Consider the following 16,433-nt stretch of genomic DNA (forward strand, 5'->3'; position numbering starts at 1 on the left):
TTGGCAGAGTTCTCGAGCGGATGGAGGTGGTGTATTTTCATCATGCTGATTCAAGGATGATATTGGCGTAGGGACGGACATCTCCGGTGCGGATGAGACCTATGGCTGATGGGACGAGCAGCTTGAACTCGACGTGTGGAAGAAATTCCAATGATATGCAGCCGAGCAATTGGAGAAGAGCGGTTTTGACTGGATCTGGGTTTTCACTGTTGAACTCTGAGGCCATGCGGGCGCCACCGACTTGAAAGTTCGGCAGGATTGCTTGCAGCACTTGTAGAACGGTGGGCTGATCATCGGTGAGAGATATGTCGACGGTCTCAACCTGTGGCCAGAAGGGAAAACCGCGATCGGCAATGACGAGGGTGTTCGTATGCCTCACGCGGCAGAGGAGAGATAGAATGGCCGGATTAATTACGCCTGTCTTGATCACAGAATCCTTATGGTGATGACTGACGTCGCTGAGGCTGCGGCAGAGGGCTTTAGCATGTGGCAGTACTCGGGATTATATGATTTCTCTGCGTTGCCATCGCTGATCAGGTAGCGATTAGCTTGAGATGGATAACCTCGGTCAGGTTGGTGGTTATGGACGGCTCTTGACTTGCCGCCACTAAATAGTCGCGATATTCAGTTGGTACCGCTTCCCTTTGCGTACTGAAAGGGTAACGGTTTCAGGTTCGATGCCGACGGAGAGCTTCGTGGCAACTCCGGAAGTGGCCGCATGGGCGACGCGTAAACCTTTCTGGACGCGAAATTGGTGGGTTCCTGTACGCAATGCAAGAACCTCGGCCGCAATGAGCCTGGCGCCTTTCCACTGCAAGGAAACCTCGAGTCCGCCGCGCGCGCGCAAACCACGTACTGAGCCGTCCTTCCACGCCGAAGGCAATGCGGGCAATAAGGCGATCTCTCCATCATGACTATGCATCAGCATCTCGGCAATCGCGGCCGTCGTGCCGAAGTTGCCGTCAATCTGGAAGATGCTATGCGGTTTTGGGGCCTGACCTACATCGGCGCGATTCACTCCACTACTATTAGCAACGGCAGTCTTCATTGAGTCCCAGGATGGATGTGTATCGAAAAGATTCGGCCCTGTGCTGTGCTGAATCAACATTCTGAGAGACTCCCACGCCATGTCGCCATCTCCCAAGCGTGCCCACAGCCCGATAACCCAGGCGCGACTCCACCCCGTGTAAGCACCGCCGTTTGCGAGCCGTCGCTCAACCGATTTGCGAGCTGCCGCTGCCAGTCTTGGGTTGCTGCGAGGCGTTATCTCGGCTCCTGGGTATACCGGATAGAGATGCGACATATGGCGCTGCCCCGGCTGGTTCTCCCCAAAGTCGATTGACCACTCTTGTAGCTGCCCCCACCGGCCGATCTTATACGGCGGCAGCCGTTTGACAGCCTCTGCAAGTTTCGCTGAAAAGTCCTGATCAAGCTTGAGAATTACTGCCGCTTGTTGAACGTTGCCGAAGAGTTCTCGAATCAGCGCAAGATCCATCGTGCACCCCGCGCTGACGTTCGCAGGTTTGCCGTTCGGCGCAAAAAAACTGTTCTCAGTAGAGAAGGATGGACAGGTGGTCAGCTTGTCATTTCCGTCTTCAATCATCCAGCTCATGCAAAACTCGGCTGAGCCTCGCATCACCGGATAAACGGTGCGCAGAAAGGCCTCCTCACCACAGAACAGGTAGTGCTCCCACAAGTGTGCGCAAAGCCATGGGCCGCTCATGGCAAAGTTGGCCCACGTCGGGTCGGCGAATTGCATGCCCATGCCGACGGGGCCAGATTGTCGCCAAAGGTCGATGTTGTGATGCGAAACCCAACCATCGGCCCCATAGTTGACCTGCGCAGTAGTGTGACCATTGTGGCTAAGGTCGGTGATCATTTCAGCGAGAGGCAGATGGCATTCGGAGAGATTACAGGTTTCCACTGGCCAGTAGTTCATTTGCACGTTGATATTTGAGGTCCAATTGGCGCTCCACGGTGGCCGCAACTCATTGCTCCAAATTCCCTGTAAATTGGCGGGTTGGGTGCCAGGTCGTGAGCTGGCTATCAACATGTATCGTCCGAAATTGAAGTAAAGCGCGAGTAACGCCGGATCTGGTTGTCCGTCGAAGTCGACCACACGCTTATCGGTCGGCGTAGACACATCACCTGGCTCTTTACCGAGATCGATCGCGACGCGACGATAGAGCGCCTGATGATCCATTAGGTGCGCAGCGTAGAGCTTCTCGTACGATTCACCCTTTGCTCGGGCCACCGGTTTTTCGGCCGCAGCAATAATCTCCGCCAAAGGCATATCGGGCGCTACGTTGTAGCCTCTGTAGCCTGTAGAAATACCCACCAGAAGCAAGGCCGCGGTGGCACTTTCTATTCTGAGACTTCCATCTGCCGTACGCTCGATTCTGCCGTCGATCGTTCGTGTGCCGGTAGGTGAACCCAGCAGCTGTGCATTAAGCACCGCTGCGAAACGCATCCCCTTGCCCTCTTCTTTACTGTATTGAATGGGGTTGTCACTCTTCAGATAGAACGGCACAGACTCGCTTGGTGCCTTCCCTGTGAGGTGCAGCGTCTGGCCGTCGATCGCCTCTATCTTTGATTGCAACTGGCTCACAAAGCTGACGGTGCAATTCAGTCCGCCTTTTCGGCTGCAAGCCAGGTGCACCACAATAACCTGCGCGGGAGCGGAGACAAATACCTCTCGCGTGTAGATCTCTGCAACTCCATTTGCCGAAGGGAGTGAAGTTGGCAGCGCGTAACGTACAGTAGCTATGCCCCTATCAAGATCCAGCTCGCGACGGTAGCCGGTCACCGCCTCTTGATGATCGAGTTTTATAAGGAGGTCGCCCACCGGCTCGAAGGCCTGATTGTAAGGGCCCTGCATTTTGCGACACTCCTGGTCCGCGGCTTGATAGTCAGCCTCTTCCAACACGAGCTTGCGAACTACCGGCAGATGGGCTTTGGCCTCGGAATTATTCCAATCTCGGGGGTTGCCCGACCAAAGCGTGTCTTCATTGAGAGCGATTCGTTCTTGTCCCACATCTTGGGCGTCTGTTTCACTACCCCCGAAGACCATCGCACCCAACCGCCCGTTCCCGAGCGGCAGCGCATCAGCCCACTGGGCCGCGGGTTGCTGAAACCAAAGCAGAGATTCTGTTCCTTCTGCCAGTCCTTCATTGAAGGCGGCTTTCGCAAATGCGGAGCCATGGCTTGCGGGCAGCTTGGAAGAGGCGAAGGTGAGTCCGAGAAGTCCCAAGAAGCGGCGGCGTGTCGTTGCGGAGGTCATATGGCTTCCTCTTGCTTGTTTTGAAACCAGAAATTTCTGTTTGACAACTGATGAGCTATACAGGTATTCATGCTTTCGTCAAAGTAAACGCTTACTGAGCGATGGGCAAGAGCTAAATAGAATTTTATTTTTGAGTATCGCTTCAAACGGGCGTGGTCGATGAGGTCGCAATTAGTCGTGCCAATCGTACAACTGTCAATATCGATCGTTCTCGCAGAATTCCTGCTATCACACTTACGCAGGTCCTGCCCATATTCTCGGACGCTCTTACCAGTTCGTCTGACAATTGTTTTTCAACGATGCTTTGCAAAGGCCATTGGAATGAAATTTCGTTACATCTTGTGCCATCTCACCACTCTCGCCATTTTGGCCTCATCAATTTTCTCCCGATCGCAGACGCAGAGCGCAAACCGCTCACTCCTCGCTCCTACTCCGCCTATGGGTTGGAACAGCTGGGATTCGTTTGGCCCCTCCGTACGCGAAGATGAGGTCAAGGCGAACACGAATGTTTTAGCGGCGAAACTGGCAAAGTTTGGATGGCAGTACATCGTCGTCGACATCGAGTGGTATCAACCCGATGCCCATGCCCATGGCTACATACCTCGGGGCAGAGTCACAATGGATCAATTCGGCCGCTTCATTCCGTCGTACAATCGCTTTCCCTCTGCCGTGAATGATGGGGGCTTTAAGCCGCTCGCCGATTACGTTCATAGCAAGGGTTTGAAGTTCGGAATCCACATCATGCGCGGAATTCCTCGCGAGGCTGTAGATAAAAATTTACCGATCCAGGGCTCGAAATATCACGCCGCCGACATCGCCGATAAGGTGAATGTTTGCAAGTGGCCGCAGATGGAGGATACCTATGGCATCGACATGAGCAAGCCGGGCTCACAGGACTATTATGACTCGATCGCCCGGCTGTACGCTTCGTGGGGTGTGGACTTCGTCAAAGCCGATGATATGAGCCGGCCGTTTCGGGGACCTGAAATTCGTGCGCTAAGTGTCGCGCTGAAAAAAACTGGTCGTCCAATCATACTCAGTCTTTCGCCAGGCCCTTCGCCTATCTATAAGTATCGTGAACTTAAGACAGACGCACAGATGTGGCGTATCTCCAATGACTTCTGGGATAGATGGGCTGATGTAAAAGAGCAGTTTGATCGTGCGCATCTGTGGGAGAACGACTCTTCTCCTGGTGGCTGGCCGGATGCTGACATGCTGCCGCTCGGACACATCTCTATTCGTGGCGAGCGTGGCAATGATCGTAGTAGCCTCTTGAGTCATGATGAACAGATCACCCTGATGACCCTGTGGTCGATCTTCCGCTCGCCGCTCATGTTTGGTGGCGACCTTCCAACTAGTGATGACTTTACCTTTGGTCTTCTCACCAACGCCGATGTAATCGCGGTCAATCAAACCAGCACGCACGGCCATGAGGTGTACCGCAAGGATGGGGTTATCTCCTGGACCGCTGAAGGAAGCATGTCGGGCAGTGAGTCTCCGGCACGGTACGTCGCAGTCTTCAATATTGCGGATACCACTAAATCAGTCCAGCTGTCGTGGCAGAGCCTTGGTTTAGTCGCCCAAGCTTCCAGCGTGCGAAATCTATGGAAGCAACGCGATGCGGCGGGTGATGAGGCCGACCGAAGTGGCATACATCTCTCGTTAGCCCCGCATGCCAGCATGTTCTACAAAGTCACGCAGTAACAAGTATCGTCAGCGCTGTGAACCCGTGGGTACAGTTTTACCCCACTGCCGTCTGTTCCACGGAGACGACCGATTCGGTCAATGATTGTTTAGATTTCGTTCGAAAGGGTTTGAAGGCCGGCCTCCTGTCGTATCCGTTTTAATTTGTTCTCGCTGGCTGGACGCCTGAGGCAGGGCTGGCTGCCATCTTCCATCGCGATGAGTGCATGACGTGCTTGACTTAAACCGGGGCTGTAAGTGAGCACGATTTTGAGGGTCTATTCAGCGGCATCTTTCTGCCCCAGCGTGCATTGAGCTCTGGCTAGATTCTGGCCTAGCTCCGGGATGTCGGCGTTCTGACGAAAGGTCTGTTTCCATAGAGTCGCCGCAGCTTCGAGGTCACCTGAATTTGCTAGGAGCGTTCCTAGATTCGTGCCAGCCGCCAGGTTGTCCGGGTTCTTCTTCAAGACCGCCACATAATAGTTTCTTGCGTGGGCGTCGTCCCTGTTCAACTCAGCTGTAATTCCAAGCGCTCTTAGCACTGCGAGATCATTGGGGTCGGATCGCTCGGCGGCGAGGAGCATCTGCCATGCCCTCGGCCGTTCGGCGGTGAGCCCTTTAACAACCACCAGATTGTAGTAAGCCAAAGCGAAATCGCGTGGGCTGCTATTCTCGGTCAAGATTGGGACCAGCTCTCGTGTTTTAGTGGGAACTGCTGCAAGGTCTGGTTGGTTGGGATGCTGGCGGATTCGGTGATCGGTCCAGGCGATATGAGGAATGTTCTGTGCCCCGGTCCGCGGCATGTGGCAGTTGGTGCAATCTGGATTGGATGGGTAGTGTTGGGCCGCATATTTGACCTGCGAGTGACAGACGAGGCATTTCGTTCGGAAGAAATCAACTCGCGAGATGTGAGGATCATGACAACTCATACACGACATCCTTGGGCCGCTAGCGATCCTACAGCGACTGGAGTTGAACTGCTCGATCTCGCTGACAGCGCGGCGAGTGGTGTTCTCACCGATATAGATGAAGTACGATATGAAATCGTTGAGGTCATCTCCTGGCTTGAAGTCGAGTACGGAACGATCTCGGTGTTCGACGCTGGTGTCGCCTTCGAGATGACAGACGTTGCAGATGCCGTCTCTCCGAACCTGAGAGAGTTTCATAGGATTGACGACCGGTGCTTGTCCGCGCGATGCAAGATGTTGCCGGCTGTCACCGTGACAGCTCTCACAAGTAATGCCGGCGTGTTCAAAGGGTAGCCCGGTGTAGAGATTATCAGTGTAAGCGCGGAAGGCGCGGAGCCTAGTTTCGATTATCCATAAGAACAATTGATTTTCTATCGTCGTGATTAGATTGAGCTCCATAGGTTCCGTTATCTGTGAGTGCTTGTGTCAGGCAGTGCTGCAGTAAATGATCGAGTTGAGAACCGTAGTGGGAGAAAATGAATGGGCTGCAGCAGAGGCAACGAAACTGACCTAGAACGCAAGAACGCGCAAGAGGGACGCCGCCGTTCGCTCAAAGAATATTGGCTGGAGCACGCACGCGTTGAAGAGTTGCGGCTGAGAATCATGAACGACGAAGAAGAAGCTCAACGTAGGGCCTCCTTCTTTGTGAGTCACGGATTTTGGCCACCTCTGCCGGCGCTGTCTCCGTGGCCAGACTTTCCTCGAGAGTGCCGGGGGATGGTGTGTGGCGGCAGAGGGCGGCAGTCTGGACATCCTTGCCAAAGCCAGGAAATATATCCGAACGGGCGTTGCAAGTGGCACGGTGGGGCGAGCACCGGTCCGAAGACGGCCGAAGGTAGGGCCCGAAGCCTAAGCAATCTGACACGCGGCCTGAAGTTATAGGGGACTGAGAAAAGCTTAGATACGAAGTGCTTATCGGTGTCAGATGCGCTATTAGGTACAAGCTCTGTACCGCCGTGACAGGGCGAATTGCGGTGATTTGGGTTGGCTTGTATGAACGATAAGACGAAAGTGATTTATGGTCAGATGGCGGTTCTCGACAAGTGATTAATCGCCGGGTCGCTCAATGATTGCGAAGGCCTGTTATCAATGGTTCAGATTCAGGTTCTGAGAATTACTGGCCTGAGGGCTGGTGCCTACTCCGTCTCCATCAAGCACGAACTGGACCATGCAGCATACGACTACCTGTTGCGGATCAACTGAAGGGCCTCGCAGCTTCTTGCGTAAGCGCTTTACTGTCTCGCCTGCGCAAACACCTAATCAGCGCATTTTCCCAGAATGCCGAAGGCGTGCGAGGCCGCGGGGTCAGTTCGATCAGGACCATGTCCGGTCCGAGCTCGGGAGAGTAAGGTGCGGTTTGCCGACAAACCGCGAAGTGCATCCTAACTAAGCGCCGACGATAAGGCTGTGGCGTCCAGCGTTGGCGCCCTGGCGCCTTTGATGACAAGCCACAGCATAAACGCTACCTCCCCGAAGGAGGCGGGCTGAGCGTAGGTAAACACCTTGTCGTAGTATTGCGGCAACAGTAGGCCCGTAAGGCTCAAGAACACCCACGCCAAGCCATCGATGGCGAGCCAGACGCCCAGGAAGCGCGGCAGCAATCGCGACCCGTACACGAGCAGCGCGAGCGGTAAAAGCCACAGACCAAAAAATATCTCGTCAACAAAAAGTCCTTGAAAATGAAGATTGAGGAACAGCATAGCCAGAGCATCCCGCTGAGGCTTTTCAAATAGGGATAGGAAGTCAGCCCCGCGCACGAGAACGAGGGCAGCGATTGAGTTCAGCTCATTCAGAAACGCTATCGGGATCGAGACAACAACCAATATCACCATGAGCGAGGCGTACCGCCGGTTGACCCCCTTGAGCAGGTCGTATAGCACCAGAGCCACGAAGATAAAACCGGCCTGGCTGATGAGTTGGGCCACGATGCCGAGGCGAAAAAGCGTCTCGGAGGCCGCAATGTTGTTGGCCGTCGCCGCTGCGTTTCCGTGCACGATTAGCTTGCTGGGAACATAGACCATGGCGAAGACGCCCGGTATTGAGAAGAGTACATACAGCAGACCTGCGAGTCTGCCTGGGTTCTTCATGGAACTCATCTTCCCTTCCTTGTTGTAAGGAGCCTGGTCTATCGGAGAGACGCCGAAGGCTGCTGAAATGTTACGCCAGACAACAAAACCAGGAGATTTTGCACAGAACCTCTGCACCCAGGGCTAATCCGGATTCCGGTTGTATGACGGGCAACCCGCACGCACCTTACCCCGTCGTTGGCCGTTCGGGCGCGTAACGGAAGGGTTGCCGACCATCCGGGAGTCAAGTGACGAGAAGCGCGTTTCCGAGAACTGAACCGAAGATCGGATCCTAACCCAGGTTTCATCAGCCCCTGTTATCGTCAACTCACCCGGCGTTCACCATAGAGACGGTAAAGAGTCATGGATCCGGCTGTTAACTAACAAGAGCAGACAACCCGACAGGAGAACGACTCATGAGCAGCATCACAGTGAAGGACGGTACAGAGATCTACTACAAGGATTGGGGAACAGGTCAGCCGATCGTGTTCCACCACGGCTGGCCGCTGAGCGCAGACGATTGGGACAATCAGATGCTGTTCTTCCTGCTGCGCGGATACCGAGTGATCGCGCATGACCGCCGCGGTCATGGACGGTCGACCCAGACCGATCTCGGCAACGACATGGACACCTATGCAGCCGATAGCGCCGCCCTGGTGGAGCATCTCGACCTCAAAAACGCCATCCACATCGGCCATTCGACCGGCGGCGGCGAAGTAGCCCGCTATGTCGCCCAGTACGGAGGCAACGGCCGCGTCGCCAAGGCAGTGCTCATCAGCGCCATCACTCCGGTGATGATCAAGTCGGCGTCGAATCCGGGTGGTCTGCCAATCGAATTCTTCGACGGCTTTCGCGCCGGCATGGCCAACCGCGCGCAGTTCTACCGCGATGTCCCCGAAGGCCCCTTCTACGGCTTCAACCGTCCCGGCGCGAAGGTTTCGCAAGGAGTGATCGATAACTGGTGGCGCCAGGGAATGATGGGTGGGACAAAGGCTCAATATGACTGCATCAAGGCCCTGTCGGAAACCGACCTCACCGAAGACCTCAAGAAGATCACCGTTCCGGTGCTGGTGATGCATAGCGAGGACGACCAGATCGTGCCGTTCGCCGACGCAGGTCCGCTGGCTGCCAAGCTCTTGAAGAACGGCATACTGAAGGTCTACCAGGGCCTGCCGCACGGGATGCCGACCACGCACGCCGACCAGATCAATGCCGATCTTCTCGAATTCATAAAGTCGTAAACGCAAATTGCTCGGCGAGTTAGAGGTATCTCTTCCTTTGGTTCGCCGAGTACCGAGCCGACATTAGACCTTGTCGGCATGACAGGCAAGACCAACGGCCAGATATTGGTCAGTTGCGCCCTGCCATCCTGCAAGGACTAGCGAAGGTCTCGGGCTGGTCGATGAACATCGCACAGAAAGCTATTTAAGCCCTAGCAAGACGTCAGGGTATCTTGTTAGGTCAAGCGAATCGGAAGCACTGGGAGATTGCTATGTCTTCGGTCGTAAAGAACATCGTTCTTGTTCACGGCGCGTTCGCGGATGGCTCTAGTTGGTCGAAGGTCATTCCGTTGTTGCAAGAATTGGGCTACAAAGCAGTCGCAGTACAGAATCCAATGACTTCGATGGCTGACGAAGTGGCTTTCACAAAAAGAATTATCGCACTACAGGATGGTCCTGTGATTCTCGTAGGCCACTCCTGGGGCGGTGCTGTGATTACCCAGGCGGGCGACGACTTCAAGGTGGCAGCTCTTGTGTATGTAACGGCCTATGCGCCTGAAGTGGGGCAATCTGCAAACGATGCAAGTAGCCCGTTTGGATGCTATTGGGAAATTCCGTGGTACTGTTTTCTGCCCGTGGTACTGTTTTTATGTAGAAAAGGCGCAAAAACAGGGTATTAGCGAGAAAAGCGAGACAGCGATTGTCTCGGCTAAAGCGCTAATTTTGTTGTACTTTATTGACCTGTAGGGGTTTAGGTAAATCAGTGGCGGAGAGACAGGGATTCGAACCCTGGATACCTTGCGGTATACACGCTTTCCAAGCGTGCGCCTTCAGCCACTCGGCCATCTCTCCGCAGCATTTGTGAGCCTTTTTGAATCTAACACAATTCGAGGCTTGTATTTTGCCTCACACCTGTCTTGATCCTCATGGTGTCTGAGCATTTATGTTCTGCTTCATCGCCACGGACGGTCTTAACTCGATCGGTACACCATGCGTTAAATAGCGACGCAGTGTTGATCGATCTCCCCAGTTGATCTGCCATCCATGATCGATGGCCACCAAGATGTATCGTCCCGGAATTACATTATCGATATCGAAACTTCCGTCTGTATTGGTCTGGTCCTGCCGTAAGAAACCAATCGAGTCGGGCTCTTCGATCGTGATAGGGACCAACAGGACCATTGCGCCGACCACAGCCCTTCCTTCAAGAGTCGCGATTCCGCTGAGATTCGCGCGGCCACTCGCAACATGCACTGTCAGAGTTGTCTCACCTGCTGACACCGTAACGTACCGTCCCGACGCCTGGGCTCCCTTGGCGCTTAGTCCAGTGAGATAGATGGTCGGTCGTCCCTGCAAAACGACCTCGTAACGTCCCGGAGGAGCCTCAATGATGCGATCTGCGGTCGGGTTTCTCGATTCGGTGCGGCCAGCAAATCCACCCTCGCCGTTCATAGAAGAAAATGTCCCACGCTGGGTATCGGTATCGACTAAGCTGACGCTGAGGCCCCCGCCGCGTCTGCCGCCGAACTCTTCCGCTGCATCAGAAGATCCATCGATATGAATGGTAATTCTGGCGATGTTGGTCGGCGGAGCGCCGAGATCAAGTGTTCGAACCGAGTTCGCTGTCACTTCGACCATTGTTGCGTGCCGCTCCTGGCCCGGCGTCGCCAGCCTCACCTGATACAGACCGGGAGTCAGACCGCTAACATCGAATTGCCCTTGTGAGTCCTGTTGGGTCGTAATCGAAATTGGGCGGGGACCTTCTGAACCTGGAGCAATTTCTTCGACCATAGGAAATGCCAGCCTCTGGCGGCCGTCGACTGTCGCCGCCACCCCGAACGGCGGAACAATTTTCAGATGGATAGAAGGGATGGGGATAAGATGAAAATCTGCCTGACGGGTGTCTCCGGCATGCAGAACAACCGTCTCAGATGTCGCAGCATCGTCGCTGCCTGGGAACCATGTCAAGGGATATGCGAAGTCGAGTGAAGGATCGGCTGCCGAGGCTCCGCCTTGTTGCGCAGCCTGAGCGTACCAGGGGTGCGCCTGCACCGCAACGCGATAGCTTCCCGGGGACAGATTGGCTAACTCATACGCACCACGGTCATCGGTTTGGGCGAACGCTCGCGTGCTTGCCGCAGCCTGCGGACCCCCCGGACTCGGCGGCGGCACAAAATGAAGTGCGACTTGCGCGTCTCTGACGGCGTCCCCGGCTTCATCTAGAACGAAACCTTTGATGCTGGCTTCAGGGCTAATTGTGAATTGGATATCGAGCGTCGGCGAGTCTGCTGTCAGCACAACGGCGGAAGCAAAAGCACCGTGCTCCTCATAAGCCTGGCTGACATAACCCCGGGCGCTCGCTCTAAGATGCCAAGCTCCAGCCGTAGGAAGCGTTATCGAGAAACGACCATGGTCATCGGCTTCGAAGCTTTCGGTCGACGGAGGAACGCGGCGGCGGTTGCCAAAGTTTCCAGACATCTCCGGACTAGGCGTTAGCCTGCAATGCGGTACCAGGCTCCCATCGACACTGCTGACAACGATACCTGTAATTCCATACTGTGCGACAGGGTTGTGTTTCGCCTCGGGTTTCGTCTGCGGTCGAGTTTGGGTGTGCCCGACGCCTCCGCACAACGCAGCAGCAAAGACCAGAAGAGCAGCGCATACCAGTCTCCGTATCATGGGATCACCTCGACGGCCGGCACAGCGTCGAGGTTTAACGTGGGCTTGTCGCCGACGTTAATCGTCACGGAACTTGCGCGATCGTCGAATGGAGACAGGCCACCGGGAGTGCGGTAGTCCACCGCGTGCTGCCGCTCAAACGCGATCGCCTTATAGCTTCCCGGCGGGAGATGAGCAAAGTTGTAGCTCCCCGTCGAGCTACTGCGGGTGTTGTAGTTCGCTTGCGCGCTCGGCCCGTTCGGAATCAAATAGACCCAGGCTGCTACGGGATTGCCGTTGAGCTTTGCCGCTCCTTGCAGACTGCCGGTCTCACTGCTGACAGTAATGCGAATCGGAATACCTGAGGCTCCTGGTGCGACAACGAGATTTTGCGTTAGTAAATCGGAGTCACCATAGCTGACAGACTTGATATACCAGGTGCCGCTGTTGCGACCTACCAATCGATAGTTGCCGGGCGGAGCCAGGAAGAAGAAAGTCTGATTGGGCTTGGACGACAGCCCCACTCCGGCGTACCCACCATCTGAATCGGCCTGTTCACTGTTCAGGACAAGTCCCAACTGGGACAGCCCCGGTGGAGTACCATCCGTATTCGAAGAGCCATCGACCACCAACTCCAGCGGAATTGATGGCACAGGAGAGAATCTTAAAACCACTCCGGAGATGTCGTGATCCGGAACCGTAATTGTGGTCTCGGCCATCTCGGCAGCATCTGCGTTTGCCATCAACCTCGCCGTCAACGTATACGTTCCCTGAGGTAGTTGAATCTTCGTCTCGTCGCCGTTGCCTGCGGTAGAGTTCACCTGTAAAGTGCCTCCATTGCTGGCGCGGGCAGAGATTCTCATGAAGCCTCGATCGGACCCGGAATGCGATATTCCGACCGTGTGCGTAGGGTTCACGGTCGGCCGGAGCTCAAAGTTTTCTTCCCCTCCACTGTGAATCCTGATTAGCTGTGACGTATCACCGGAGCTTATATTCGGAACCGCGACTGGTAGCACGGCTTCACCAATAGTGCGATCCCGCAGAATGTAGCGGGTTTGCAAGCGGTACTGGCCTGCTGGCACGGGGATTCTAAAACCTCCATGCGAGTCCGTTTGACCCTGGCCCACCGGCATCCAGCGACGCGCGGAATCGTCGTAAACACTCCTCATCGCACTCACCGAAATACCCGAAAGTGGAGTTCCGTCGGGAGCCAACACTACGCCGGTGAGCAGCGCCTCCGGGTAGAGGCGAAGTTCAAGCGGTATCGCCAGTTGGGAGGATTGTAGATAAAGATTACCGGCATCACCGTACTCTGGGCTGGCATAAAACCCAGGTTTTGTTGCGAGGATATTCGCGTTGGTGTCGGTGTTCTGCTCGAACCTGAACTTACCCTCGCTATCGGTCAACACAGCTCGGTTATTGAGTCGAACCAGAGCTCTGCGAACGGGTTGGTCCGTGACGGCATTGATCACTCGACCAATTACCGAGTCCGGCGCGCCCGAAGACGCAACCAATGTGCCTGGTCCTGTACTAGTCTGGGCGCCGCAGGTGGCCTGGAGAGCGAGCAAGATACAAACTAGAGTTAGAAAGGCAGGTATCGAACCGTCGCGTGGGGAACGGCAAACGATTCGGTGTGGAGACACGAAGGGGCACCTCGCCAGAAATAAGACGTTCTCAACTCATATTAGTGAGAATGATGATGCTTCCACCACATTTCTGGCTGATCACTTTGGTTGATGGAGCCAAATGCACAAAACTCGAACGAAGAAGGTCAGGAGTTGCCGTTTCGTCAGCCTCTTTCAGATTCGGTCAGAGAGTTCGCATTGATCTTTGACAGGGATTCCAGGAGATGTTTCGTATACAAACCGCTTGCTACAAACCTCGCTCCATCCTTCATCATCATCAGGAGTACCTGTTCGCCGTCTTTATCGATACACGTAACCTCGTCAAGATCGACGACACGATTCTGTGCTGGCCGACGATCTTGACTGACTCGCCAACTTTCGGTCAGATCCTTCAAAAACGATGATGTCATCCGGCCTTGAAGCACCCACCGTTGCTCCGATGAATCCTCGGTCATCGTGATTCGTAACATCTTGCTCGTCCTTACAAACTGATGTGTCGGTGAGTGTTCTCCGGTCGCAAACTACATGACTGGTTTCTCCGGTCTGGATTGCGAAGACCGAAGGCCGAGGCACAGTTTGCTCCCCAAGCTTCACTAACGTCCATCCTGTAATTCATTGCTGCTAGCAATCCGCATTCCTAAAATGCGATGAGTCTCTATCTTTGGTGGCAGGAGCTATTTACATCGACACATAACGTCGATGCTCTCGGAAGGCATGCCGGTAAGTTGGCAGCATGCCAAAGCGTTGGCACAAATACGGCGGTTTTCTTCAGGGTTTTCTGGGACGCGAGATTCCTAACTTCTGCATTCGAAACTGCAAGGTGGGACGCTTTAATCCGAGTCGTGCTGCAGCGCCATTCGGGCCTGCAAAAACCCAGTTAGTTTGCTCCAGTATAGATAAGATATGCTTCCGTTCGATCTCTTCCAGGGTCGTGGCTCCATTCGTTTGGATGCCCATTTCGGCGTTCTTCACCTTTAGGCCGTCCAGCGGCACCTGAAGTTCTGGGCCCTTCGATAAGATGACCGCCCGCTCGATGACATTTTGCAGCTCACGAATATTTCCAGGCCACGGATAGCCAACCATTGAATTCATAGTCTCGGTTGAAATAGTGTCAATCTCTTTAGACATGTTGCGCGCAAAATGTTGGGCGAAGTGTCTCACCAGAAAGGGAATGTCTTCCTTGCGCTCTCTAAGGGGCGGGACATGAATGGGGAACACATTAAGTCGATAAAACAAGTCGGACCGAAAAATCTGTTCTTCCACCATCGCATTGAGATCGCGGTTTGTAGCTGCGATCAAACGTGCATCTGTGCGTAAGGTGCGCGAGCTTCCCAACCGTTCGAACTCTCGCTCCTGCAGGACGCGAAGCAGCTTCGGCTGGAGATCCAGTGGAATCTCACTCACTTCATCGAGAAAGATGGTCCCTTGCGATGCCAACTCGAATCGGCCCATTCTCTGAGCGATTGCGCCAGTAAATGCTCCTTTTTCATGCCCAAAGAGTTCGCTCTCCAGCAAACCGGTAGGAATCGCAGCGCAATTCAGCTTCACAAAGGGATGGGTGCGACGGCGGCTGAGGTTATGCACAGCACGAGCGATGAGTTCCTTTCCGCTTCCCGTCTCACCCTCAATAAGAACCGTTGAATTGGTAGGCGCAACTGCTTCGACTTGCCGCAGCACCTGTCGAAGCACAGCGCTGTTCCCAATTATCTCCTCGAAGTTGAGCTCGCTGCGAATCTCATCTTCAAGGTAGAGCTTCTCCTGCGTGAGTTTGTCTGAAAGCTCAGTAATGCGTCGATAGGCAAACGCATTGTCGATAGCAATAGCTACTTGACCTGCGATCTGCGAGAGAAACTCAACATCCTCCCGCATGAACGCGTTCTTCTGTGCCCTGACTAAACACAGGACGCCTAACACATTTCTGCAGCGAAGCAGCGGAAGCAAGCAGATACTCATCGAGTCCTCGCCGTGGCGAACGGTGTTGTCAAAACCCGATCGGCTCCATTCTTCAAGATCCCCAATCCAAGGCTTTCCGGAGCGAAAGACCTGCCCAGCGAGCGACCCTTCGAGCGGCTTCGACAGATCCTGTAGCAGCTCGCCTTTCCCATCTGGAAAATCCACCGCGTAAAGTTGAAGATGCTCAGCTGTTGCGTCGGGCAGAATCACCGCCACGCCTTGCAGTCGCATGGTCTTGCGAATATTTGGCGAAACTGAGCGGAGCATCTCACCCAATTCCAGATTGGACACGACGCTATTGCTGAGATCGAGAAAAAGATTGAGCTTCGTTTGTTCGCTCTGTAGCTGAGCCCTGGCAGCCTCTGAGTGCGCGAGATTTAGCCTGTCATCAATTGCTAACCCGACATAATCCGCCAAGAAAAAGAGAAGGCTAACCTCTTTCTCAGAAAAACCGTCGTCTTGCTTCTTGGCAAAGCAGATAGCTCCCAGTCCACCGGATGATCCATTTAGAGGAAGGACGCAAAGCGAATGGTTTCCGTGGGCACGGAAGAATTGAAAGACGCCAGGAAATCGAGCCTCCCGATCCAGCGACGTGACGAGCACTGGCTGCGGGTGTCCGGATAAAAACTCCTCTATTTCAGCTCGCCATTGTGGCAACTCGGGTTCGAGATTGATTGTGAAGCCGTCAGCGTCGACCGCATACGCTGATGAATCGCCGCCAATCACATGAACCAAAGCGGTGGTATTTGAACCTGCAACGGAGGATAGTTCTGCAGGGAGGGAACGCAGGAGTTGCCCTGGATCGCGATAAACATCCAGGTTCCGCGCAAAGCGTAAGAGCACCTCGATCTCTTCGACGTGCGAGGTGCTACCTTCCGAAGAAACACGGCGAAGAGGTGAACTCCTCATACCTGGCTGATAACCTCCTTTTCTTCCATCGATTTCTGATAGATGAAGATATGGGCGATAAGGTGGCAAGC

12 protein-coding genes and 1 tRNA gene are annotated in these 16,433 nt (G+C 54.5%); 5 read left to right on the top strand and 8 right to left on the bottom strand.

Annotation, left to right across the window (positions count from 1 at the left end):
• Positions 1 to 40 precede the first annotated feature (40 nt).
• The gene (gene rbsD / locus RBB77_RS14290) at positions 41 to 430 is read right to left on the bottom strand and encodes a D-ribose pyranase (RefSeq protein WP_353062419.1); all 390 of its coding nucleotides are present in this window, start codon (positions 428 to 430) and stop codon (positions 41 to 43) included.
• 177 nt (positions 431 to 607) lie between these two features.
• On the bottom strand, positions 608 to 3,280 hold the full coding sequence (locus RBB77_RS14295; RefSeq protein WP_353062420.1) for a glycoside hydrolase family 95 protein: 2,673 nt from the start codon (positions 3,278 to 3,280) through the stop codon (positions 608 to 610).
• A 438-nt stretch (positions 3,281 to 3,718) separates the two neighbouring features.
• Between RBB77_RS14295 and RBB77_RS14300 the strand changes: the two genes are divergently transcribed.
• Positions 3,719 to 4,984: a glycoside hydrolase family 27 protein gene (locus RBB77_RS14300; RefSeq protein WP_353062421.1), complete on the top strand. Its 1,266-nt coding sequence runs from the start codon at positions 3,719 to 3,721 to the stop codon at positions 4,982 to 4,984.
• A 257-nt stretch (positions 4,985 to 5,241) separates the two neighbouring features.
• Here RBB77_RS14300 and RBB77_RS14305 read toward each other — a convergent pair whose 3' ends face one another.
• Positions 5,242 to 5,892, bottom strand: a complete 651-nt coding sequence (locus RBB77_RS14305) for a tetratricopeptide repeat protein (protein ID WP_353062422.1) — start codon at positions 5,890 to 5,892, stop codon at positions 5,242 to 5,244.
• Here RBB77_RS14305 and RBB77_RS14310 point away from each other — a divergent pair.
• Positions 5,881 to 6,225, top strand: a complete 345-nt coding sequence (locus tag RBB77_RS14310; RefSeq protein ID WP_353062423.1) for a hypothetical protein — start codon at positions 5,881 to 5,883, stop codon at positions 6,223 to 6,225. The two genes, RBB77_RS14305 and RBB77_RS14310, sit on opposite strands and share 12 nt — an antisense overlap.
• A 423-nt stretch (positions 6,226 to 6,648) precedes the next feature.
• Positions 6,649 to 6,813 carry an HGGxSTG domain-containing protein gene (locus tag RBB77_RS14315; protein ID WP_353067634.1) on the top strand — a complete coding sequence of 55 codons (165 nt, stop codon included), beginning with the start codon at positions 6,649 to 6,651 and terminating at the stop codon, positions 6,811 to 6,813.
• A 500-nt stretch (positions 6,814 to 7,313) separates the two neighbouring features.
• Here the strand turns inward: RBB77_RS14315 and RBB77_RS14320 are convergent, their stop codons facing one another.
• Positions 7,314 to 8,027, bottom strand: coding sequence for a DUF4386 domain-containing protein (locus tag RBB77_RS14320; RefSeq protein ID WP_353062424.1), 714 nt, complete (start codon positions 8,025 to 8,027; stop codon positions 7,314 to 7,316).
• 386 nt (positions 8,028 to 8,413) lie between these two features.
• On the opposite strand from RBB77_RS14320, the gene RBB77_RS14325 reads away from it, so the two are divergent.
• Both RBB77_RS14325 and RBB77_RS14330 read left to right on the top strand, forming a co-directional pair.
• Positions 8,414 to 9,238, top strand: coding sequence for an alpha/beta fold hydrolase (locus RBB77_RS14325; protein WP_353062425.1), 825 nt, complete (start codon positions 8,414 to 8,416; stop codon positions 9,236 to 9,238).
• A 251-nt stretch (positions 9,239 to 9,489) separates the two neighbouring features.
• Complete coding sequence (locus RBB77_RS14330) at positions 9,490 to 9,897, top strand: alpha/beta fold hydrolase (protein ID WP_353062426.1); 408 nt, start codon at positions 9,490 to 9,492, stop codon at positions 9,895 to 9,897.
• Positions 9,898 to 9,981: 84 nt separating this feature from the next.
• Here the strand turns inward: RBB77_RS14330 and RBB77_RS14335 are convergent.
• The 4 genes from RBB77_RS14335 to RBB77_RS14350 form a co-directional block, all read right to left on the bottom strand.
• Positions 9,982 to 10,069: transfer RNA gene (locus tag RBB77_RS14335), tRNA-Ser, on the bottom strand.
• A gap of 72 nt (positions 10,070 to 10,141) precedes the next feature.
• Entirely contained in the window at positions 10,142 to 11,896 is a 1,755-nt protein-coding gene (locus tag RBB77_RS14340; protein ID WP_353062427.1) for a carboxypeptidase-like regulatory domain-containing protein, read from the bottom strand.
• Positions 11,893 to 13,281, bottom strand: coding sequence for a carboxypeptidase-like regulatory domain-containing protein (locus RBB77_RS14345; RefSeq protein WP_353062428.1), 1,389 nt, complete (start codon positions 13,279 to 13,281; stop codon positions 11,893 to 11,895). The genes RBB77_RS14340 and RBB77_RS14345 overlap by 4 nt, the downstream gene beginning before the upstream one ends.
• A gap of 987 nt (positions 13,282 to 14,268) precedes the next feature.
• Positions 14,269 to 16,362 carry a sigma 54-interacting transcriptional regulator gene (locus RBB77_RS14350; protein WP_353062429.1) on the bottom strand — a complete coding sequence of 698 codons (2,094 nt, stop codon included), beginning with the start codon at positions 16,360 to 16,362 and terminating at the stop codon, positions 14,269 to 14,271.
• Positions 16,363 to 16,433 lie beyond the last annotated feature (71 nt).

Source organism: Tunturibacter psychrotolerans, from assembly GCF_040359615.1.
GTDB lineage: Bacteria > Acidobacteriota > Terriglobia > Terriglobales > Acidobacteriaceae > Edaphobacter > Edaphobacter psychrotolerans.